Consider the following 23,101-nt stretch of genomic DNA (forward strand, 5'->3'; position numbering starts at 1 on the left):
CTGAAATGAAGCTAGACTAGAAAAATCCCCTGTTTGTTCAGGGGACCTGAGTAATAATGATCTATACATCTATAAATCATCAGTTTCTAGAACAACCTGAGCCAAAAAGTCGAGTGTCTCCTCGGGGGGAAATCGAGAACTCCGAAATTGAATTAGCTTATCCTTTACACGTGGGAGCAGATGATGTTTCGGGTGCTCATTAAACAAAATCCTTAGGGGAGAGAGATTTTAAAAGTTCTACGTCCGTACATATTGATTGTTGATCTTCCTCTTGAAGGACAAGCGTAAACTTTCCTTTTCCAGGAATAAAGAACTGAAAAACCGAGTTGTCACTGTTCATGTTCGAGATATATTCCATGAGCTCTTCTGTAAAACGGAGTTTTTCCATTCCCTTCACCACCAAAGTTTGCATTAAGATTATATACTCTCATCATACCATAACGAACGATTGAAATTATTCAACAAACCTACTCCGTTAGGTTTGCTTCCAACCGTGTAAAGAACCTAAAATAAGTTTAAACTGCGTTCACATTCCAGGCTTATAGTGAAGACAACGCAGCAAGATGCGTACACGCTTGTAGAGATAGGAGTGTTCATCGCCATGGCTCATGAATCCGCACTAAACGGCGGACGTGCCGTTCCGACTCATAAACCCGAAGCTTCCGCCAAACAAGTCGGCTGGAAGCCGTTTATCCGCCTCATCCAGCAAACCCGTCCCTCCAAGGCGCTGCTCGCGCTGGCGCTGACGCTCAGCCTGGCGACGACGCTGGTCAGCCTGTTCGTGCCGCTGTTCAGCAAAAACATGGTGGACAGCTTCTCCGTGTCCTCGATCGGCACCGGCCAGATCGCCTTGCTCGTGCTCGCGTTCCTCGCGCAGGCGGTGGCGTCCGGCTTGTCCATCTACTTGCTGAATCGCGCGGGGCAGCATGTAGTGGCCCGGCTGCGGGAGCGGCTATGGCGCAAGCTGCTGCGGCTGCCGATCGCCTATTACGACAACCGCGAGACCGGCGATACGATCAGCCGGCTGACGAATGACGCGGGGGTCGTGAAGGGGTTGATCAGCGAACATGTGGCGGGTTTCGTCACCGGGATCGTGTCCATTATCGGATCGGTCACCGTACTGCTGCTGCTCGATTGGAAAATGACGCTGACGATGCTGACCGCCCTGCCGCTGGGGGCCGCGGCCATGATTCCGCTGGGCCGTCAAATGTTCAAAATCTCCAAAGGCGTCCAAGACGAAACGGCGCGGTTCACCGCCGTGCTTACGCAAGTCGTCTCGGAAATCCGCCTCGTCAAGTCGTCCGGCGCCGAGAAGGCGGAGCTGTCGCGCGGGCAGCGGGGGATCGACGGCTTGCAGCGCTTCGGCCTCAAGGAAGGTCAAGTGCAGGCAATGCTCGCCCCGATCATGTCGACGGTCATGATGCTGCTCCTGGTCATCATCATCGGCTACGGCGGCATGCGGGTTTCATCAGGCGCTTTGACGGCCGGAGAGCTGGTTGCTTTTATTTTGTACTTGATCCAGATTATGATGCCGGTCGGGCAAATTACGCAGTTTTTCACTCAGCTGCAGAAGGCGAAAGGCGCCACGGAGCGCATCGTAGAGACGCTGCAGGAGCCGGAGGAAAATCCGAGCGTTGGTCGCACGCTGGATCGTGTCGAACAGCCGATTGTCATGGACAACGTCACATTCTCGTATGCCGGCGATCCAACAACAACAACAGCAGGGGAGCCGATCCTGGACGACGTGCAATTCACCGTCCATCCGGGCAAAGTCACGGCAATCGTAGGACCAAGCGGCAGCGGCAAAACAACGCTATTCTCGCTCCTCGAGCGCTACTACGAACCGACCCGTGGCGTCATCCGGCTAGGCGACGACCCTATCGACGCCTATTCGCTCGAATCGTGGCGGAGCCATATCGGCTATGTGTCGCAGGAGAGTCCGCTGCTATCGGGGACGATTCGGGACAATATATGTTACGGCTTGGACCGAGAAGTATCCGCTGCCGAGCTTCAAGCCGCTGCCGAGATGGCTTACGCGAATTCCTTCATCGAAGAGCTACCGGACAAGTACGGCACGCACGTCGGCGAGCGCGGCATTAAGCTGTCCGGCGGCCAGCGCCAGCGGATCGCGATCGCCCGGGCGCTGCTGCGCAATCCGAGCATCCTCATGCTGGACGAGGCGACGTCGAGTCTCGACAGCAAGTCGGAGATCGTCGTGCAGCAGGCGTTCAACAATTTGATGAAGGGGCGGACGACGCTTGTCATCGCGCATCGGCTGTCAACAGTCGTGGATGCCGACCAAATTATTTTCATCGACAAAGGCAGACTGACCGGCTCCGGCACGCATGAAGAGCTGTACCGGACCCACTCGATGTACCGCGAGTTCGCCGATCAACAGCTGCGGATCAAGGAGGCGGAGCTATGAGCCGGTTGCTGCTGGTGGATGACGATCCCCATATTCGGGAGCTCGTCCGGGTATTTCTGAGCAATGAAGGGTTTGATGTAATCGAGGCGGGAGACGGAGCGGAGGCGCTCAAGCTGCTCGAGACGGTGTCCCCCGATCTGGTCATTCTGGACGTCATGATGCCGCATGTCGACGGGTGGGAGCTGTGCCGGGAGCTGCGCGAGCATTATGAGTTTCCCGTCCTGATGCTGACTGCGCTCGGCGAAACGCAGAACAAGATCAGAGGCTTCGGGCTAGGCGCCGACGACTACTTGGTGAAGCCGTTCGAGCCGCTGGAGCTCGTCGCGCGGGTGAAGGCGCTGCTGAAGCGGTACCGCATCGCTACGTCGCAGGTCGTCACGGTCGGCGAGCTCGAGCTGAACCGCAAGACGTACGAGGCGCTGCTGAGCGGCCAGAGCTTGACGCTGCCGCTCAAGGAATTCGAGCTGCTGTTCAAGCTGGCGAGCTATCCGGGCAAGACGGTTTCGCGGGAGCAGCTGATCGAGCAAATCTGGGGCTTCGACTTCGAGGGCAATGAACGGACGGTGGACGTGCATATTAACCGGCTGCGGGAGCGGTTTCCGGAGGACCGCTGTTCGTTCCGCATCAGCACGATCCGCGGGCTCGGCTACCGGCTGGAGGTGCAGACATGAACGAGGAGCGCCCCTTCAGCGGACGGGAGATTGCGGCTAAAGTCGTCATGGTCGTGTTCATGATTTCCTTTTGTTGGTCGATCGCCTTCCTGATCATCTCGTTTCTGTTCGACCATTACCAGAAGCCCAGACATTGGGAGGAAATGCTCGCTCGAGGCAGCACAATTGCGGCGCTGTATGAGGCTGACCGCAGCGGGAATCCCGACGAGACGGTGCGGCAAGTGGCGAATTTGCGGAACGACCTGATCATGCTGGCGGACGAGAAGGGCAATCGCAAGACATTCGGACCAGGTTCAGGTACAGTTGAGGCGACCCCAGCCGAAGTGAATGCAGTACTCGCTGGAGATACGCTTAAGAAGCTGCCGCGCCACAACCCGTTTCAGCATGGCGTCGCCACGACGGGACAGTCGCTTCTGGTGAACGGCAAACCGCATGCCTTGTTCATCCAGATTGAGACATCGAGCTTGTTCCAGGATTACGGCAAGCAGCTGCTGACGATTTTGCTCGCTTTTACGATCATGTCGGTCACGGCGGCCCTCATGTCCCTTCGGCATCGCCGGAAGCATCCGATTCAGACGATTGTGGAGGCGATGCGGAGGATGGCCAAGGGCGACTTCGACGTAAAGCTGGACGCGGATCCTCGCCGAGGGCCGTTCGGGGCGATCGCGAAGAGCTTGAACGATATGGCCGAGGAACTGAGCGAGATGGAGAAAATGCGGCAGGAGTTCATCTCCAATGTCTCGCACGAAATCCAGTCACCACTCACCTCGATCAGCGGGTTCACCCGAGCGCTGTACAATGAACAGCTGGAACGGAACGACCGACTGCGCTACTTGAGCATCATCGAGACGGAGAGCAAGCGGCTCTCGCGGCTCAGCGACAATCTGCTGAAGCTGACCTCGCTCGAGTCGCAGCATCATCCGTTCGAGCGCAGGCGATTCCGCCTCGACAAACATCTCCGCACGATCGTGCTAGCCTGCGAGCCGCAGTGGGTGGAGAAGGAGATCGAGATGGACGTCTCGCTGGAGGCGCTGGAGATTGCGGCCGACGAGGCGCTGCTCAGCCAGGTGTGGATCAACCTGATCAATAACAGCATCAAGTTCACGCCGCATGGCGGCACGATCGGGATCTCGCTGGAGCGCGAGGAGCACTCCGCCGTCGTCCGCATCTGGGATACGGGTCCCGGCATTCCGGAGGAAGATCGGCCGCACGTGTTCGAGCGGTTCTACAAGGCCGACAAGTCGCGTACGCGCACCGGCACCTCGGTGGGCAGCGGGCTAGGGCTGTCGATCGTGAAGAAGATCATCGACATGCACGGGGGGACCGTCACGGTAGGACTTGTGAACGGCCAAGGGAGCGGAGCTTTGTTCACGGTGAAGCTGCCTCTTCCGGCCACGCGCGAGGAAAAAGGGGGACTACTCCTGTAACGGGATAGCCTGCTGCGCTGCACTGTACTTGTACGGTGCGGTAGGCTATTCTTTTGTTGTAGGAGGGAATGCGGTGCTGTTGCGGTGGCGTACAGGGATTGCGATCGGGGCGACCAAGCTTATTCTGGGGCTGGGAGTCCTTTTCTACGGCTGGATGACGATCCAATCGTTTATAAATAGCGGAAAATGGTTTGATTCCCATGGAATCGTATTGGCTTGGGTTGCTGCGGCTGCGAGCTTGTTTGTGCTGGCCGATGTGCTGATGAGCCGATTTTTGCCCGGTTGGCGAGCGATTGCGTTCGTGCTGGGCTTGGCGTTCGCGCTGAGGCTGGTCTGGATTCTAACGGTGAATACGCAGCCGGTTTCGGATTTCTTAGACATGTATAGTGCGGCTCAGAGCGCTGCGGTCGGCGATTTCTCCTTCGGGACGAACGATTATTTTACCCGCTGGGTGTATCAGTTGGGGTTCGCGCTATATGAAGGCTTCATTCTGTACGTGTCTGGCGATCATATGCTGGTGCTGAAGCTGTTGAATGTGGCGCTCAATACAGCGACGGTTTATTTGGTCTATGCGATGGCGGCGTTGTCGTTCGGAGAGCGGAGCGGGCGAATCGCGGGATTGGCGATGGCGGTTTATGCGCCGCAGATCATGATGGGCTCCGTGCTGACGAACCAGCATATATCGACGTTCTTCTTTTTCCTGGGGCTGTATCTGGTTATGCGCGGGGGTGGAGGGTTGTCCTTGGGGGCTGGCCGAATGGCGGGTGAGGCGGGCTCTACTCGGGGAGAACGGTTTTCGTTGCGTTATGGCTGGTGGGTGGCGGCAGGATTGTGCTTGGGTCTCGCAAATTGGATGCGTCCGATGGGCAGCTTGTTCGTGCTGGCATTCCTTTGTTACGCGGTAATGTATTTGCTGTGGGGCAGGGGTCAGGTCGCTCAGAGGATGCTGTGGAAAAGAGGGCTGCGGCTGGCGATCGTCGTGGTTGTGTACGTGGTGATGCAGCAAGGGGCGAGCTTGGCTTTGCAGGCGACCGGGGTTACGGCGCAGCCGCTTCACAATCCGGAGCCTTACTGGAAGTTCATGGTCGGGCTGAATCCCGTTACAAATGGCGGCTGGTCGCAGGAGGACACCGAGTACGTGCTGCAATTCCCTCAGGGGGACGAACGGAATGCGGCGGAGCGGCAACTGATGCTGGACCGATTGGCGGATCGGGAGCAAGTACAGGACTTGTTGGTCCGCAAGCTGAAGCTCATGTGGGGGGCGGAGGATTCCGCCTACATGTGGAGCTTGTGGGAGCAGCATCGGCCTGATCTGCAGCAGCAGTTGATTCGTACGGAGCGGGTGCAGGCGGTGACGGCGGCGTGGTTTGGGCTGGTGGCGATGCTGGTGCTGCTGGTTCGTGGGACGTCGATGGAAGAGACCCGGTTTACTCTGCCTTTGATGCTGTTGCTGGGATTTGCGGCCATTCATGCGGTCATCGAAATCCAGACCCGGTATCGGATGGACGTCATGCCCGCGCTGATGGCGCTGCATAGCTTGGGTGCGATTTGTCTTGTGGATTGGGGACGGAAGATGTTGGGAAAATTTTGAAATACCGGGGGCCGCTGTTCAGAAATTATTCAGGATCGCCTGCTACACTAAGGAAAAGGCTGGGGTATAAAGGGGCGCATCCAATGGCGAAAATAATGGTTGTTGACGATACGGCATTTATGCGAATTATGATGAGGACCATGCTGGAAGAGTGCGGCTATGAAGTGGTGGGCGAGGCCAAGAACGGTAAGGAAGCGGTCGACGAGTATGCGAAGCTGAAACCGGACCTGGTCACCATGGACATCACGATGCCGGAGATGAATGGGGTCGAAGCGCTCCGTTTGATTCGGCAGATGGATCCGACGGCCAAAGTCATTATTTGTTCGGCGATGGGGCAGCGGGACATGGTGCTCGATGCGATCAGCAGCGGCGCCCGAGATTTCGTCGTGAAGCCGTTCCAGAAGGATCGGATTCAGGAGGCCGTCGCCAAGGTGTTGAGTTAATTTTTTGGCCGGCTGCGGTTGGCTTGGATATACGATATTGCTGAACCGCTCCGGCAAGGGCGGTTTTTTTTGTTATGTGAGGGCAGAGCCGCTACCGATTTTTTTCCCAGTTTGGACACAATATTGCAATAAAGGGGTTGAGACTCTCGTTACGTCAACTCGTATAGTGAGATGGCAGCCCTTAGGAATTGATTTTCGAATCGCGTTCGAATAAAATGAGTATATGCTCGAACGATATTCAACAAAAATAGATAAGGGCAGATAGGAGCGGAGCCGTGAAAGGAATTATTCATTTTTCGCTTAACAACAAGTTTGCGCTGTGGATTCTGACGATTATCGTCACGGTAGCGGGGCTCTATGCGGGCGTCACTATGAAGCAGGAGACGATCCCGAACATCGAGATCCCTATTCTGACGGTCAACACCGTCTACCCTGGCGCAACGCCGCAAGAGGTGGCGGACAAGGTCACCATGCCGCTCGAGCAGCGGCTCAAGAATTTGGGCGGCGTATCGGAAGTCATCTCTACATCTTCGGAGAACGTCTCGTCGATCATCGTCAACTACGACTATAACAAGAACCTCGACAAGGCGGAGGATGAGCTTCGCCAAGCGGTAAGCTCATTCCAGCGTCCGGAAGGCGTGCATGAGGTTCAGGTTACGCGGATCAACTTCAATGCGTTCCCTGTCGTGTCCCTCAGCATCGCAGGCGAGAACAAGTCGCTGGACGAGATCACGACACTCGTGAACAACGAGATGAAGGGCTCGCTCGAGTCGATCGAGGGTGTAGGGACCGTTACGATTTCCGGTCAACAGCTGAAGGAAGTCGTGCTTACGTTCAACAAAGACAAGATGAAGCAGCTCGGCCTTAGCGAGGATACGGTGAAGGGCATCGTCCAAGCTTCGGCTCTGCGCGTACCGCTCGGCTTGTTCGAGATGGAGAAGTCCGAGAAAGCGATTGTGGTCGACGGCAATATTACGACGATCGACGATCTGAACAATATTTCGATCCCGGCGATTCCGTCGGGTGCTGGACAAGCTGCCGGTGGTGCTGGGGCTGGTATAGGAGCAGGTGCTGGCGTGGGAACTGGAGGAGCAACGCCAGGCGCTGGCACAGGAGCAGGAGCGGGCGCCCCAACAGGCGCACCTGCCGGCGGTATCCCGACCGTCAAGCTGAAGGACATCGCCGACGTGAGGCTGATGACACGGCCGGAGTCGATTTCCCGGACCAACGGAAATCCGTCCATCGGCATCAACCTGACCAAGACGAACGAAGCGAACACGGTCAGTGTCGTCAATGCCGCCAAGGATATCGGCACGCAGCTGGAGAAGGACCATCCGGGCGTGAAAGTGCTCGTCATGTTCGATCAAGGCAAGCCGATTGAAGAATCCGTGAAGACGATGCTGAATAAAGCTTTATTCGGCGCTATTTTCGCGATTATCGTTATTCTGCTGTTCCTGAGGAATATCCGTACGACGCTCATCTCGGTCGTGTCCATCCCGTTGTCGCTGCTTATCGCGCTTGTCGTGCTGAAGCAGATGGGGATCACGCTGAACACGATGACGCTCGGCGCCATGACGGTGGCCATCGGCCGCGTCGTCGACGACTCGATCGTCGTCATCGAGAACAACTACCGGCGCATGCATCTGCGCTCGGAGCCGCTCAAGGGCAAGGCGCTGATCCTGGACGCCACGCGCGAGATGTTCCTGCCGATCATGTCCTCGACTCTCGTCACGATTGCCGTGTTCTTGCCGCTGGCCACGGTTAGCGGTCCGATCGGTCAAATTTTCTTGCCGTTCGCTTGGACGATGGTGTTCGCGCTGCTGGCCTCCTTGCTTGTGGCGATCACGATCGTGCCGATGCTGACGCATTCCTTTTTCCGCAGAGGGGTCAAGATCAAAGAAAATCAAGCCCATCACGACGACGACAAACCGGGCGCGCTGGGAATGTTCTACCGCCGGGTCCTCAATTGGTCGCTGGGGCATAAGCTGATTACATTCATTATTGCGATTGTCCTGCTGCTGGGGAGCTTCGGCCTCGTGCCGGTCATCGGGACCAGCTTCCTGCCGGAAGAAGAAGAGAAGTATGCGATGATTACGTACAGCCCGGCGCCGGGCGGCTTGTTGGCCGATTCGGAGCAGACGGCGCTTAAGGCGGAGAAGTTTATTCTGGAGCGCGACAAGGTGATCAACCTGCAATATTCCGTAGGCGGCCAGAACCCGTTCAGCCCGGGGCCGTCCAAGTCGGCGCTGTTCTTCGTGCAGTATGAGAATGAGACGAAAAATTTTGCGGAAGAAAAAGACAAGCTGCTCGAGGAACTGAAAAAGCTGGAGCCGAACGGCAACTGGTCGTTTATGGACTTCGGCGGCGGCGGCTTCGGCGGCAGCAAGCTGAGCATGTCGGTCTACGGGGAGAACCTGGCGGAGATCAAGACGGCCGTCGACCAAATTCAGAAGTCGCTGGCGGAAGACAGCTCTTTCGAGAAGATCGATTCCAGCCTGTCCAAGACGTATGAGCAGTACACCCTCGTAGCCGATCAACACAAGCTGAGCCAGTTGGGGCTGACGGCGGGGCAGGTGGCGATGTCGCTAAGCCCGGTACGCCAACGTCCGGAGCTGACGGATGTGAAGGTGGAAGGCAAGACGTATAAGGTGTATGTGAATGTGGAGCAAACGCAGTACAACTCCATCGCCGACATCGAGAATAAAACGATCAAGTCGCCGCTGGGCGTGGAAGTCCCGCTGAAGGACGTCGTGAAGGTGGAGAAGTCAACCTCCTCGAACTCCGTCACGCATAAGAACGGCAAGCTGTATGTAGACGTTACCGCCAATATTACCGTGAAGGACGTCGGGAAAGCTTCTGCAGCCGCTCAAGACAAAGTCAAGGCGCTCTCGCTCCCGCCAACCGTCAAGGTAGACTTCGGCGGCGTTACCGAGCAAATTACCGAGACGTTCACGCAGCTTGGCATGGCTATGGTAGCCGCGATCGCCATTGTATACTTGCTGCTGGTCATTACGTTTGGCGGCGGTCTGACGCCGTTCGCGATCTTGTTCTCCTTGCCGTTCACTGTAATCGGCGCTTTGCTGGGCCTGTGGATTGCCGGGGAGACATTGAGCGCATCTGCGATGATGGGAGCCTTGATGCTTATCGGGATCGTCGTCACGAACGCGATCGTCTTGCTCGACCGGGTGCGCCACAAGGAAATGGAGGGACTCAGCACGCGGGAGGCGCTGCTGGAGGCGGCTGGAACGCGTCTGCGTCCGATCTTGATGACGGCGCTCGCTACCGTAGGGGCTTTGCTCCCGCTGGCGCTCGGCTTCGAGAGCACAGGCGGCAGCATCATCTCCAAGGGTCTCGGAGTTACGGTCATCGGCGGTCTGCTTAGCTCGACATTGCTGACGCTGCTGATCGTGCCGATTGTTTATGAACTCTTGTCCAAGTTCCGTCGCAAGCGCGCCGTGGAATCTTAATGGAATGGCGGTGAGCTACCGTTGAGCGAGAAAAAGCGGCAGATCATCGAAGCCGCCATGAAATGTTTTGCCGAGAAGGGGTACCGGGGCACGTCCATTCAGGACATCGCGGATACGATGGGGATCGGCAAGGGGTCGTTGTACTTTTATTTCAGGTCGAAGGAAGATTTGCTCGTCTCGATCTGCAAGCATCACTTCGAGACCATGTTCCTCGAGTTCCGGGCGCTTATGCAGGATCCGCAGATAGCGCCCCGTGACAAGCTGATTCGTCAAGTGGTGCTGAACTACGCGTACTTCGTGCAGCATGGCGACTTCTTCAAAATGCTGCTCGAGGAGCGTTTCGAGGTCAACGAGGAGCTGCATCAGTTTCTGTTCTCGATGAAGACGTACTCGCTCATCGAGAACCGGAAGTGCATCGCCGCGATGTACGGGCAGGAGGCGGAGCCGCATACGTTCGACGCCGCGACGATGTTCACGAGCATGGTGTCGGGCTACATGGGCTACCTGGTCCATGAGCAGGTGCAGCTCGATTTCGAGCGGACGGCGGCGTACATCGTGGACCGGCTCGACGATCTCGTGCAGGCGCTGATCGGCCGCCGTGAGGAGCCTTTGCTGCCGCCGGAGACGATCGGCCGGCTGTTCGCGCAGAGTCCGTTCGGCTTCAAGCCGCCGACGGGCTTGGCGGAGGAGCTCGAGGCCATCCGCGGGATGGCCGACTCGCTCCAGCTCAGCCCGGCGAAGCGGGCCGAGCTGGACTCCGCGCTGCAGATGCTCGAGGCCGAGTTCGAGAAGCCGGAGCCTCAGCTTGTGCTCGTGAAGGGGATGCTCGCTCTGCTGCGAGGGCTGAAGGCGGCGAAGCTGAAGAAGCCGATCGCGAATATTGAGCGGTATTTTCAGTTGTAAGATGGTAAGTGGCATAGCGAAAACTCGTCCTCGGGTGGTGGGGGCGAGTTTGTTGCGTCTGCCTATATCACAGCCACCGACAAAGAGGCCAATGGCCCCGGATCGGCCGCGATGGACAGCAAGTCGTACACATTGATCGGGAACATCGGCAGCCCGACGTAATACGGAGTGATCTCGTACAGCTGAAAATACACCACCAGAGCTTTGTCCGCCAAGTAGTAGTCCTGGTTCGGCTTGATCGCCTGGAACCCGTCATCGAGCAGCGGCAGGTCGCGTGCCTTGATCTGGGCGGCGATCAGCGCGGACAGCGCCTTGACGTAGTCCGAGCCCGGCTTGAACAGCTCGCCCAGCGAGTAGGCGCGGCCGGTGTTCACGTCGAACGTGAGCGATTTCGCGATCGTGTTGCCATGCGCCATCGGCGAAGAGTAGGCGTAGTTGCTGACCAGCAGGCTGAGCAGACCGCGTTCGTTCGTCTTGATTTCGTAGCTGCCGATCATCTCGAGCGATGTCCCGGTCATCAGCTTGAGCTGATCGTGCTGTATCGTGCGCACCAGCTGCAGGATGGCGTGGTTGATCGCATGCGTGGCTTTCGGATTGTCGGGGACCGTGATGACGGGGTACTCGATTTTGACGCCGGGCGAGGTGAGGAGGCGGGTTTCCACCGGAACAGGCAGTTCGTAGGAGGTCATAAGGCAATCGTTCCCTTCTTTCCAGGTTCTGAATTTCGGCTCCAATAGCCTATTCAGCCTAACCGTGGATTGACATTCGCCGAGCCGCAAGTTTACAATGTAGGCAAGTTCATAACATGTGGTGGAGAAACGGAGACGCACATAAGTTGCATTTGTTGGCGGGAGCATGGCGAACAAGGGCGATTGGTGTGCTTTTTTAGTTTCGGGAAACCTGGTGGAGTAGAGGCGCATGGAGATCACTTTGGAGCAGCAATCGGTGCTGCCGGCCGTCCGGAAAGTGAAGGACCTGGAGAAGCTGCTGAATTCGAATTTTACGTATATCGTCCTGCTGGACAGCCATGTGGGGCAACTCAAGCCATTGGTCGATCTGGCCCGGTCGCGTGGGAAAAAGCTGCTGCTGCACGTGGATCTGGTCGAGGGGTTGAAAAACGACGAGTATGCGGCGGAGTTTCTGTGCCAATCGATTCGTCCGGCGGGGCTGATCTCCACGAGAGCGGGCGTCATCGCGAAGGCGAAGCAGAACGGCTTGCTGGCGATTCAGCGGCTGTTCCTGCTCGATACCGGGGCGCTGGAGAAAAGCTACACGCTGTTCGAACGAACGCAGCCGGACTTTATCGAGGTGCTGCCGGGCATCATCCCGTCGCTTATCTCAGAGGTGCGGGAACGGACGGGCATCCCGGTGTTCGCAGGCGGCTTGATCCGAACGGCGGACGAGGTGCGGCAAGCGCTGCAAGCCGGAGCGACAGCTGTTACGACTTCGCATAAGGAGTTGTGGGTTCCTTTTGAGGGGCGGGGAAAAGGTTAGCTCGGCGGAGTGGTGTGGAGTCAAGGCCGGGGGACTGGGAGAAAGAAGGAGGAGATGCGGGTGGAGCAGCAATACATGTTGGCGATTGATCAGGGGACGACGAGCAGCCGGGCGCTCCTTATCGATCGGCAGGGCCAAGTGGTGCAGATGGCGCAGCAGGAGTTCACGCAGCATTTTCCGCAGCCGGGCTGGGTGGAGCATGATGCGCTGGAAATATGGCGGTCGGTCGAGCGAGTGGTTGGACTGGCGATGGAGCAAGCTAAGCTAAAAGCGGAGCAAATCGCGGGCATCGGCATCACGAATCAGCGGGAAACGACGGTCGTTTGGGACAAACGGACCGGGGAACCCGTTTATCGGGCGATCGTCTGGCAATCCCGGCAGTCGATGCCGATCTGCGAGAGCTTGCAGGCGGGCGGACATGCCGACCTCATCCGAGCGAAGACGGGGCTGCTCATTGATGCTTATTTCTCGGGGACGAAAATCAAATGGATCCTCGATCACGTATCAGGCGCGCGCGAGCGGGCGGAAGCGGGGGAGCTGCTGTTCGGCACGATCGACACTTGGCTGATCTGGAAGCTGACGGGCGGTGCGGTGCATGTGACGGACTACACGAACGCTTCGCGGACGCTGCTGTACAACATTCATGAGCTGCGGTGGGACCCTGAGCTGCTCGAGCTGCTCGATATCCCAGCTTCTATGCTGCCTGAGGTGCGATCGTCATCGGAAGTGTACGGCCATACGGCGGCAACAGCGGACGGCACAGGTACAGGCACAGGTGCAGGCACAAGTACAGGCAATTGCATTGGCATCGGCGGCGGCATCCCGATCGCAGGGGCGGCTGGCGATCAGCAAGCGGCGTTGTTCGGGCAGCTGTGCTACGAGCGGGGCATGGCCAAAAACACATACGGCACCGGCTGCTTCATGCTGATGAACACCGGAACGGAGGCGATCGGCTCCCAAAACGGCCTGCTGACGACGATCGCTTGGGGGATTAATGGAAAAGTCGAGTATGCGCTCGAGGGCAGCATTTTCGTCGCGGGCTCGGCGATCCAATGGCTGCGCGACGGGCTGCAGGTGATCGAGTCGTCGACGGAGAGCGAGACGCTGGCGCTGCAAGTGGAATCGTCGGACGGCGTCTATGTCGTGCCGGCTTTCGTCGGGCTGGGTACGCCGTATTGGGACAGCCGCGTCCGCGGTGCGATGTTCGGCGTCACGCGGGGGACGACCCGGGCGCATATCGTCCGGGCGACGCTGGAATCGCTCGCATATCAGACGCGGGACGTGCTGGGCGCGATGGAGGAGGACTCCGGGATCACGCTGCGCAAGCTGCGGGTGGACGGCGGCGCGACAGCGAACCGCTTCCTGATGCAGTTCCAGAGCGACATGCTGGGCGTGCCGGTGGAGCGGACGCGCAATCCGGAGACGACGGCGCTCGGCGCGGTGTTCCTGGCCGGCCTCGCGGTCGGGTACTGGCGGGATCAGGCGGAGCTGGTCGCCCTGCACGGGGAGACCGCGGCGGCGTTCGAGCCGCAGATGAAGCCGGAGGCGAGCGAGGCGCTGTACAAGGGCTGGCAAAAAGCAGTGCGGGCGGCTATCGCTTTTCAGTAATTTCGACATATGCTATGATGAAGCTATAAGTTCATATTCGGTGGGAGATCAGGGAGAAACCGCGGCAGCGTTTGCGTCTTTTGGCGTAAGCGTTCGTTGGGGTTTCTTTTCATTTATCGGCTTGGAGAGAGGAGAGGGTTTGGATGAAAAGCCTGTTTACAGGAACGAATAGAGAGAAACGGCTGCAAGAGATGGAGAAGCAGGTGTTCGACCTGCTCGTGATCGGCGGGGGGATTACCGGGGCGGGCATCGCCTTGGATGCGGCCAGTCGCGGGCTGAAGCCGGCGTTGGTGGAAATGCAGGACTTCGCAGCGGGGACTTCGAGCCGATCGACTAAGCTGGTGCACGGCGGTCTGCGCTACCTGAAGCAGCTTGATGTGAAGATCGTTGCCGAGGTCGGCAAGGAGCGCGCCATCGTGTACGAGAACGGACCGCACGTGACGACGCCGGAATGGATGCTGCTGCCGATTTATGCGGGAGGCACGTTTGGGAAGTGGTCTACTTCTATAGGGTTGCGGGTATATGACTATTTGGCCGGGGTGAAAAAAGCGGAGCGCCGCCGGATGCTGAACGCTCAGGAGACGTTGAAGCGGGAGCCTTTGCTCGGGACGAACGGGCTGAAAGGGAGCGGCTACTACGTGGAGTACCGGACGGACGATGCGCGATTGACGATTGAGGTCATGAAAAAGGCGGTCGAGCTGGGAGCCGGCGCCATCAATTACACGCGCGTGGAAGAGCTGGTGTATGAGCACGGCAAGCTGACCGGCGTTGAGGTCGTCGATTTGCTGAGCGGCCGCAAGTATTGGCTGAAAGCGAAAAAAATCATCAACGCAACCGGGCCTTGGGTAGACACGCTGCGCGAGCAGGACCGGTCCAAGCGCGGCAAGACGCTGCATCTCACGAAGGGCGTGCATCTGGTGTTCGATCAGAAGCGATTCCCGCTGCGGCAGGCGATTTACTTCGATACGCCCGACAACCGTATGGTGTTCGCGATCCCGCGCGACGGCAAGACATATGTCGGCACGACGGATACGAATTATAAAGGAGACAAGGTGAATCCGCAGGTCACTCGGTTGGATCGCACGTATTTGCTGAATGCGGTGAACACGATGTTCGTCGGGCTGAAGCTGACGGAACGGGATGTCGAGTCGAGCTGGTCCGGGCTGCGTCCGCTCATCCATCAGGAGGGCAAGGATCCGTCGGAAATATCAAGGCGGGACGAAGTGCTTGTGTCGGACTCCGGCCTGATCTCGATCGCCGGGGGCAAGCTGACCGGCTACCGCAAGATGGCGGAGGCCGTCGTCAATTTGGCCGCGGGCCTGCTGGAGCAGGGCGGTGCGGCCCCGATTCCGGCCAGCCGGACGAAGCGGCTGCCGCTCTCCGGCGGCGACGTCGGCGGGTCCGACGGGCTGGCGGCTTTTCGCGCCGCGAAGCTGGCGGAGGCGCAGGCAATGGGGCTGGAGCCGGCGGACGCGGTACGGCTGGTGGGGCGGTACGGCTCGAATGTGAGCCGTCTGTTCGGGCTGGTGCGCGAGCTTGCGGGTCGCGGCGATGCCGGTGCTGGAGCCAGTGCAAGTGCTGGTGGTGCTGGTGGTCGTGCTGGAGTTGGTGCAAGTGCTGGTGGTGCTGATGGTCGTGCTGGAGCCGGTGCCGATGCTGCAGGCGTAAATGGCGATGGTGTTGGTGTTGACAGTGGCAGGACAGCCTTGGAGGAAGCCGTCGTTCGTGCAGAGGTGCAATACGCGGTCAACGAAGAGATGGCGGTGAAGCCGGTCGACTTTTTTATCCGTCGGACGGGTGCGCTTTATTTTGACATCGAATGGGTGAAGCGTTGGAAGACGCAGGTGCTTGATTGGATGAGCGATATCTACGGGTGGTCTTCCAATCAGACGGCAGCTTATGCGGAGGAATTGGAGCGGCGGCTGCAGGAAGCGGTCGTGCCGGCGGATCGGGATCATTTTTGACGGAGAAGATATGGGGTAAGCGATCATTTCCGAAATTGAGAATTCAGTTCTGGGATTCACAAGACGCGACCGTTTCTAAGGGATACAATGAGGGCATAACGTTGATGCACTTCACCAAATCCATTAGAAAAAGGGAGAAATGAACAATGGCCACTCATCAAGTAGGCATTATTATGAACGGCGTTACCGGACGGATGGGCACGAACCAGCACTTGATCCGTTCGATCGTAGCGATCCGCAAGCAAGGCGGCATTCTGCTGCACAACGGCGACACCATTATGCCGGACCCTGTCCTCGTAGGACGTCAAGAAAGCAAGCTGCAAGACCTCGCGCAGAAGCATGGCATCACCCGCGTAAGCACCGACCTGGACGCTTGCCTGGCTGATCCTTACAATGTAATCTACTTCGACTCGCAAACAACGGTTCGCCGCGCAGAAGCCATCAAGCAAGCCATTGCAGCAGGCAAACATATTTATTGCGAAAAGCCGACCGCTACCGATCTGGACGCTTCCATGGAGCTGGCTCGTCTCGCTCGTCAAGCAGGCGTGAAGAACGGCGTCGTGCAAGACAAGCTGTTCCTGCCGGGGCTGATCAAGCTGAAGCGTCTCGTGGACTCCGGTTTCTTCGGCCGCATCCTGTCGGTTCGCATGGAGTTCGGGTACTGGGTATTCGAAGGCGACTGGCAGCCGGGACAACGTCCTTCTTGGAACTATCGCAAAGAAGACGGCGGCGGCATTATCGTCGACATGTTCGCTCACTGGCGGTATGTGCTCGACAACCTGTTCGGTGAAGTGAAATCCGTATCTTGCTTGGGCGTGACTCATGTTCCTGAGCGTTGGGACGAAAAAGGCGAGCGTTACGAAGCTACGGCTGACGACGCTGCTTACGCAACCTTCGAGCTGGAAGGCGGCATCGTGGTGCAAGCGAACTCCTCTTGGACGACTCGCGTCAATCGTGACGACCTGCTGACCATCCATGTAGACGGGACAGACGGCAGCGCAGTTGCCGGCCTGCGTGATTGCAAGGCGCAACATCGTGTACACACACCGAAGCCGACGTGGAATCCGGATATCGAGAATCCGTTCAAGTTCATCGAGCAATGGGATGATGTGCCGGGCAACCAAGTATTCGACAACGGCTTCAAGATCCAATGGGAGCTGTTCCTGAAGCATATCGTTCTCGACACCCCGTTCCCTTGGGACCTGCTCGAAGGCGCCAAAGGCACGCAATTGGCCGACCTCGGTCTGCAATCGTGGGCTGAGCGCCGCTGGGTTGACGTACCGAAGCTGAGCCTGTAATCGACGGGAGGACGAAGAAGATGCCTCAGAAATTGATTTTGCCGCAAGCAGGCGGCACCCGGCGTGAATATACGCCGGGTCAAGCCGCTGTCATAGAATTGCCGAAGGCACCGCTGCAGAGCCGCATCGCCTACTCGGCCGCGCATGTCGTGTGCGATCCGTTCGCCGATGCCGATCCGCTCAACAACGCGCAGATCGATTGGGACGGCACGCTGGCGTACCGCCGCCACCTGTGGTCGCTCGGTCTGGCCGTCGCGGAAGCGATGGACACCGCCCAGCGCGGCATGGGCCTCAACTGGGAGCGCGCCAAGGAGCTGATCGCCCGCTCCACAGCGGAAGCTCGTGCCGTCGGAGGTCGGATCGCCTCCGGCGCGGGCACCGATCACCTCTCGCCGGGACCGAACGTCACGCTGGAGCAAGTCGAAGCCGCTTATGAAGAGCAATGCAGCTTCGTCGAGTCGCAAGGCGGCCGTATCATCCTGATGGCTTCCCGCGCTTTGGCCGCTTGCGCCAAGAGCCCGGAAGACTACGAGCGCGTGTACGGCAAAATCCTGAGCCAAGTGAAAGAGCCTGTCATCCTGCATTGGTTGGGCGACATGTTCGATCCGCAGCTGGCCGGATACTGGGGCCATAAGGATGCCGACGCGGCTATGGATGTTTGCTTGCGGGTTATTCGCGCCAATGAGTCCAAGGTCGACGGCATCAAGATCTCGCTGCTCGACAAGGACAAGGAAATCGTCATGCGCCGACAATTGCCGGCCAGCGTGAAGATGTACACCGGCGACGACTTCAACTATCCGGAGCTGATCAAGGGCGACGAGCAAGGCTACAGCCATGCGCTGCTCGGCATCTTCGACGCGATCGCGCCTGCGGCCGCCGCTGCGATCCATGCTTTGGACAACGGCGACGTGAACCGTTTCGACGCTTTGCTGGAGAAGACCGTACCGTTGTCGCGGCATATTTTCCAACGTCCTACTTATGCTTACAAGACGGGGATCGTGTTCATGGCGTACCTGAACGGTCACCAATCCCACTTCCGCATGATCGGCGGAGCGGAGGGCTCGCGTTCGATCGTGCATCTGTCCGACCTGTTCGTGATGGCCGATCAAGCGGGCCTGCTCGTGAACCCGGACCTGGCCGCCGAGCGGATGCAGCTCGTATTGAAGCTGGCCGGAGCTTAAGCTCAGGAAGGAGATTAGAACGTTATGACACAGCCTTTTCAGAATATAGATCGGCTTAGCTTGAACCAAATCACCACCAACGCTTGGAATATGAAAGAAGCGGTGGACGGCTGCGCCCGTGCCGGAGTGCCTTGGATCGCCATGTGGCGCGACAAGGTCGAGGCTGCCGGTTTGTCGGCTAGCCGCAAGCTGGCGCAGGACGCGGGTCTGCGCGTCTCCAGCCTGTGCCGCGGGGGCTACTTCCCGGCGGCCACAGCGGCAGAGCGTCGGGCTCGCATCGACGACAACCGCCGCGCGGTTGACGAGGCGGCCGAGCTCGGCGCCGAAGTGCTCGTGCTCGTATGCGGCCCGGCTGCGGACCGCGACATCGAGGGCGCGCGCGCTCAGGTGGCCGAAGGCATCGCCGAGATCGTGCCCTATGCGCGCGAACGCGGCGTGAAGCTCGGCATCGAGCCGCTGCACCCGATGTACGCCGCGCAGCGCTCCGTCGTCACGACGCTGGAGCAGGCGACCACGATGGCGCAGCTGTATACGCCAGAGGAAGTGGGCGTCGTCGTTGACGTGTTCCACGTCTGGTGGGACCCGAACCTGTACCCGCAAATCGCGCGTGCCGGCGCGGACGGCCGTATCCTCGGCTTCCACGTGTCCGATTGGATCGTGCCGATGCCCGATATGCTGCTCGGTCGCGGCATGATGGGCGACGGCGTCATCGAGCTGCGCAAAATCCGCGCTGCTGTAGAAGAAGCCGGCTACACGGGCCCGATCGAGGTTGAAATTTTCAACCAAGCGATCTGGGACATGCCGGGCGACGAAGTCGTCGATTTGATGAAGAAGCGTTACTTGGAGCATTGCTAATTGGCATTGGCATTGCTGGTGATGTTGGTACTGGTATTGGTTTTTAAGAGACGGGTGGTCTATGGACTGCTCGTCTTTTTGTAGGCATAACACTATTTTGCTGCGAATGGGGGAAATGCAGCGAATAAGGTGATCCCATAACGTTATTCTGGTGAGTGGGTTCGGGAGTCTATGGAATTGGTATGGTGTAAGGTATAATAATTATGTTTATTTGTGAGCTTGATCTACTGCGAAATGCGTGCAGAGAGGAGATCTCCGTGTTAGCAGTCCTACTTGAAGATCACCAGAGCTGTGTCGCCCTTGCAAGCTTCCGGCCAACTGCGTATTCACATCAGGGAGCGTTTGCCCTTCCGCGAAGTTGTTCTCTGAGGAGCAATAGATGAACATACCCTTGATATTAGTTATTGGAGGAGTCACAGTTGGCGGAATAGTCTTATTAGCGATAATTCTCCGTCTGGCAGGAAACGATTTATTGAAATTGAATAGGTGGACGATTCGTTTGTACTACTGGCTTATTCCGATTAATCTCTGCTTCAGTGTGTATGATGATCTAAGAGAAGGTAGTTTGTTCAATGACTTCAAGAGTTACTTGTTCGTGCTAATTTTCATATTATGTTTGATGTTTTTATTGTTAATAGACTTCATTTTTAAGAGAAATTTAGACAAAGTATCACGGGTGCAGCAACAGATTGGAACTTTAAATCTGCTTGCTATGATCGGTCTCCCCACGATTAACGTTGCATATTTAATAGATCGCTTTATCCCCTAGCCACCAACTAAAACAGCTTCACCCAACAGCCAATCGTAAGGCCGTAGGTGAAGCTGTTTCCTTTAAACCCAGTTCCCCTGACGGAACACCGGCAACCGCGTGCCGTCGGCGCGTTCGCCGTCGATGTCCAGCTCGGCGGAGCCGATCATGAAGTCGACATGCATGATGCTGTAGTTCGCGCCGGCTTCATCCAACTGCTCACGCGTCATCTCGGTGCCGCCCTTCAGCGTGAACGGGTAAGCGGAGCCGATCGCCAGGTGGCAGGAAGCATTTTCGTCGTACAACGTGTTGTAGAAAATAATGCCCGACTGCGAAATCGGCGACTGATCCGGCACAAGCGCAACCTCGCCCAAGTAGTGCGAGCCCTCGTCGCTCGCAATCAGCTGCTTCAAAGCCTCCAAGCCAACCTCCGCAGCGCAATCGACGATGCGGCCTTCGCGGAACGTCAAGCTGAACTTGTCGATCACTTGTCCGGCGTGATTGAGCGGCATCGTGCTGGTCACCGTGCCATCCACCTCGAGCTTGGACGGAATCGTGAACACCTCTTCGGTCGGCAGGTTCGGCACATAGGTGACGCCTTTCTCGTTTTGCTGCTGCGCGGACACCCACATATGCTTTTCAGGCAAGCCTATGGTAAGATCCGTGCCTGGGCCTTTGTAGTGAAGCTTGCGGAACGCCTGGTCGTTCAGCCATTCTCGTTTGGCAGTCAACTGTGCGATATGCTCCCGCCATGCTTCGACCGGGTCCGCCTCACTCACGCGATTCATCGAAAAGATCGTATCCCACAGCTTAACCATCCGCTCGCCTTCGTCGGCGATGTCCGCGAACAGCTTGGCCGCCCAATCGGGCGTAGGCACCGAAGCGATCAGCCAACTGATGCGGGATGTGCGGGTGTAGACATTGAATTTCTGCATCGCCAGGGCGCGAGCTTTGGTCGCACGGCTCACGCGAGCCGGGTCGGCATCCTTCAGCAAATCCGGATTCGGAGCGTAGATTTGCATCAATGCCGCACCTTCCGCCGCCATTTCTTCCATTCCATTAGCTTTCCAAGCCGGGAACTCATCCAAAGCTTCCTCCGGCGCCTGCTTCATCCGGATAGCTGTCATCTGCTCGTCCGTCCACTCTACGATCACATCTCTAGCACCAGCCTCATAAGCTGTGCGTGCGATCACACGAGCGAAGCCGGCCGTAGCCAAAGTCGACATCAGGATCAGCTTCTGGCCTTGCTGCAAATTCAAACCGACCTTGACGATCAACTCGGCATATTGGTTTTGTTGTTCTTCGAATGTTTTGCTCATAATGCGGGTCCCCCTCCACTTGATCGGAAATGGCATTTATTCTATTCTAAGGGAAACCATCACCAAGATGCAAAAGTACGCAACTCCGATCCCGACCGCGAAGGAGAAATGACCATTGCCAGCCTCATCGTCCCGCTTGACCCGTGCTTTTTTTGCCAGCCTGCTGCTTGCCGCCGTGTTCTCGGGGGTTGCTTTGCTTGTTGGGCATAATCGGTTCCACCGATTTGATACTGCCATTACATCGGCAATCCAAGGCTTGGAGTCGCCCGGTTGGACGAAAGTGATGAAGGGTTTTACATGGATCGGCAGCGGCGAAGTGGTGGTTGTGCTGGCCGTGTTGGTCGTGTTGTTTTTATATTTTGTGCTAGGTCATCGTCGAGAAGTGCTCCTGTTCCTTTGGACGCTCGGGGGTTCGTCTTTGTTAAATATCGGCCTGAAGCTGCTCTTTCAGCGGGATCGACCTAACCTGCACCGGTTAATCGAAGAAACGGGCTATAGCTTCCCGAGCGGGCACTCCATGGCGGCCTTTTCTTTTTATGGCATATTGGTGTATTTGTTATGGCGGCATATTGCTTCTACCTGGGGAAAAATGGTGCTGGTGCTGGTTAGCGTCGTGTTTATTCTGTCCATCGGCGGCAGCCGGGTGTATCTGGGCGTGCACTATCCTAGCGATATTCTGGGGGCGTACCTGGCTAGCGGGATTTGGCTGCTGCTGTCGATCTGGTGGTTCGTCCATCGGCTGGGCTGGGGAAAAGGGAGGGGGAGACGCGTATGATCCGAGTCGGGCTGGCGGGCTGGGGCGATCACGGCGATATTTATACGGACGCTGTAAACGCGCAGGGTCGGTTGCGAGCTTATGGGCGCTATTTTGACTTGGTCGAGGTGGACAGCTCCTTCTATGCGGTGCAGGCCGAGAAAAGCTATGAGCGATGGGTGGAGGAGACGCCGGACGGCTTTCAGTTCGTCGTGAAGGCGTACCAGGGGATGACCGGCCATCTACGTGGCAGGAATCCGTTCCCGGATACGGAGACGATGTTCGAAGCGTTCTTCCAGTCGATCCGGCCGGTGCGGGAGGCGGGCAAGCTGCGAGCGGTGCTATTCCAGTATCCGCCTTGGTTTGATTGTACGCGTGAAAATGTGGCGGTGCTCCGGGATGCCAAAACCCGAGTCGGCGATTGTCCGGTGGCGCTCGAGTTTCGGCATCAGTCCTGGTTCAGCCCGGAGTTCCGCGAGCGGACGATGGCGTTCATGCGCGAAGCCGGCTGGATGCATAGCGTCTGCGACGAACCGCAGGTGCTGCCCGGCTCGGTGCCGACCGTGCTCGAGGCGGCGAACCCGGAGGCGACGATCGTGCGCTTCCACGGCCGTAATGCCGGCGGTTGGACGAACAAACCCGACGTCGATTGGCGGGCCGTGCGCTACTTGTACCAATACAGCACCGAGGAGCTGACGGAATGGGTGGGCTGGCTGCGTCAGTTGGAAGCGCAGTGCCGCGAAGTGTGCGTCATCTTCAACAACAACTCCGGCGGCCACGCCGCCAAGAACGCGCTGGAGCTGATGGACATGCTCGGCCTCCCGCATCCCGACCTGCCCGCCCCTTCTCCGGTGCAGCTGGATTTGTTTGAATGATTATGCGGTCTGCTATCGCATGGCCGGCTGTCATTTGAAAGGGATTCAATTATTTACATTTTTTTGAGCGGTACTATA

The 23,101-nt window shown here is 57.8% G+C and carries 17 protein-coding genes; 15 read left to right on the top strand and 2 right to left on the bottom strand.

All coding sequences use genetic code 11. The features are described 5' to 3' along the window. The first annotated feature begins 601 nt into the window (after window positions 1-601). The 7 genes from PKO02S_RS26150 (at window position 602) to PKO02S_RS26180 (ending at window position 10,927) form a co-directional block, all read left to right on the top strand. On the top strand, window positions 602-2,425 hold the full coding sequence (locus PKO02S_RS26150) for an ABC transporter ATP-binding protein (protein ID WP_127587774.1): 1,824 nt from the start codon (window positions 602-604) through the stop codon (window positions 2,423-2,425). Continuing rightward, the gene (locus tag PKO02S_RS26155; protein WP_127587776.1) at window positions 2,422-3,096 is read left to right on the top strand and encodes a response regulator transcription factor; all 675 of its coding nucleotides are present in this window, start codon (window positions 2,422-2,424) and stop codon (window positions 3,094-3,096) included. Before PKO02S_RS26150 ends, PKO02S_RS26155 begins: the two co-directional genes overlap by 4 nt. Then, window positions 3,093-4,523, top strand: a complete 1,431-nt coding sequence (locus tag PKO02S_RS33475; protein ID WP_246067449.1) for a sensor histidine kinase — start codon at window positions 3,093-3,095, stop codon at window positions 4,521-4,523. Before PKO02S_RS26155 ends, PKO02S_RS33475 begins: the two co-directional genes overlap by 4 nt. 73 nt (window positions 4,524-4,596) lie before the next feature. Then, entirely contained in the window at window positions 4,597-6,114 is a 1,518-nt protein-coding gene (locus PKO02S_RS26165; RefSeq protein ID WP_127587778.1) for a hypothetical protein, read from the top strand. 83 nt (window positions 6,115-6,197) lie between these two features. After that, a complete protein-coding gene (locus tag PKO02S_RS26170; protein ID WP_127587780.1) occupies window positions 6,198-6,557 on the top strand; it encodes a response regulator in 360 nt (119 codons plus the stop codon). Window positions 6,558-6,832: 275 nt separating this feature from the next. After that, window positions 6,833-10,024, top strand: coding sequence for an efflux RND transporter permease subunit (locus PKO02S_RS26175; protein ID WP_127587782.1), 3,192 nt, complete (start codon window positions 6,833-6,835; stop codon window positions 10,022-10,024). A gap of 21 nt (window positions 10,025-10,045) precedes the next feature. Further along, window positions 10,046-10,927, top strand: coding sequence for a TetR/AcrR family transcriptional regulator (locus tag PKO02S_RS26180; RefSeq protein ID WP_127587783.1), 882 nt, complete (start codon window positions 10,046-10,048; stop codon window positions 10,925-10,927). A gap of 62 nt (window positions 10,928-10,989) precedes the next feature. On the opposite strand, the gene PKO02S_RS26185 is transcribed toward PKO02S_RS26180, so the two are convergent. Continuing rightward, complete coding sequence (locus PKO02S_RS26185; RefSeq protein WP_127587784.1) at window positions 10,990-11,616, bottom strand: DUF3298 and DUF4163 domain-containing protein; 627 nt, start codon at window positions 11,614-11,616, stop codon at window positions 10,990-10,992. Between the two features lie 229 nt (window positions 11,617-11,845). Between PKO02S_RS26185 and PKO02S_RS26190 the strand changes: the two genes are divergently transcribed. The 6 genes from PKO02S_RS26190 (at window position 11,846) to PKO02S_RS26215 (ending at window position 19,327) form a co-directional block, all read left to right on the top strand. Next, window positions 11,846-12,421 carry a glycerol-3-phosphate responsive antiterminator gene (locus PKO02S_RS26190; protein ID WP_373865247.1) on the top strand — a complete coding sequence of 192 codons (576 nt, stop codon included), beginning with the start codon at window positions 11,846-11,848 and terminating at the stop codon, window positions 12,419-12,421. A gap of 75 nt (window positions 12,422-12,496) precedes the next feature. Continuing rightward, the gene (glpK, locus tag PKO02S_RS26195; protein WP_373865248.1) at window positions 12,497-14,029 is read left to right on the top strand and encodes a glycerol kinase GlpK; all 1,533 of its coding nucleotides are present in this window, start codon (window positions 12,497-12,499) and stop codon (window positions 14,027-14,029) included. A 143-nt stretch (window positions 14,030-14,172) separates the two neighbouring features. Then, the gene (locus PKO02S_RS26200) at window positions 14,173-15,993 is read left to right on the top strand and encodes a glycerol-3-phosphate dehydrogenase/oxidase (protein ID WP_127587786.1); all 1,821 of its coding nucleotides are present in this window, start codon (window positions 14,173-14,175) and stop codon (window positions 15,991-15,993) included. Window positions 15,994-16,139: 146 nt separating this feature from the next. Further along, entirely contained in the window at window positions 16,140-17,291 is a 1,152-nt protein-coding gene (locus tag PKO02S_RS26205) for a Gfo/Idh/MocA family protein (protein ID WP_127587787.1), read from the top strand. A gap of 20 nt (window positions 17,292-17,311) precedes the next feature. Beyond that, window positions 17,312-18,472, top strand: coding sequence for a dihydrodipicolinate synthase family protein (locus PKO02S_RS26210; RefSeq protein WP_127587788.1), 1,161 nt, complete (start codon window positions 17,312-17,314; stop codon window positions 18,470-18,472). 24 nt (window positions 18,473-18,496) lie between these two features. Further along, window positions 18,497-19,327, top strand: a complete 831-nt coding sequence (locus tag PKO02S_RS26215) for a sugar phosphate isomerase/epimerase family protein (RefSeq protein ID WP_127587789.1) — start codon at window positions 18,497-18,499, stop codon at window positions 19,325-19,327. A gap of 831 nt (window positions 19,328-20,158) precedes the next feature. Here the strand turns inward: PKO02S_RS26215 and PKO02S_RS26220 are convergent. Further along, on the bottom strand, window positions 20,159-21,394 hold the full coding sequence (locus PKO02S_RS26220; protein WP_127587790.1) for an aminopeptidase: 1,236 nt from the start codon (window positions 21,392-21,394) through the stop codon (window positions 20,159-20,161). 115 nt (window positions 21,395-21,509) lie between these two features. Between PKO02S_RS26220 and PKO02S_RS26225 the strand changes: the two genes are divergently transcribed. After that, window positions 21,510-22,169 carry a phosphatase PAP2 family protein gene (locus PKO02S_RS26225; protein WP_127587791.1) on the top strand — a complete coding sequence of 220 codons (660 nt, stop codon included), beginning with the start codon at window positions 21,510-21,512 and terminating at the stop codon, window positions 22,167-22,169. Further along, window positions 22,166-23,023 (top strand): DUF72 domain-containing protein, encoded by an 858-nt coding sequence (locus PKO02S_RS26230; RefSeq protein ID WP_127587792.1) that lies wholly within the window; start codon window positions 22,166-22,168, stop codon window positions 23,021-23,023. Before PKO02S_RS26225 ends, PKO02S_RS26230 begins: the two co-directional genes overlap by 4 nt. The last annotated feature ends 78 nt before the right edge of the window (window positions 23,024-23,101 follow it).

The organism is Paenibacillus koleovorans NBRC 103111 (assembly GCF_004000845.1).
Taxonomy (GTDB): domain Bacteria; phylum Bacillota; class Bacilli; order Paenibacillales; family NBRC-103111; genus Paenibacillus_AA; species Paenibacillus_AA koleovorans.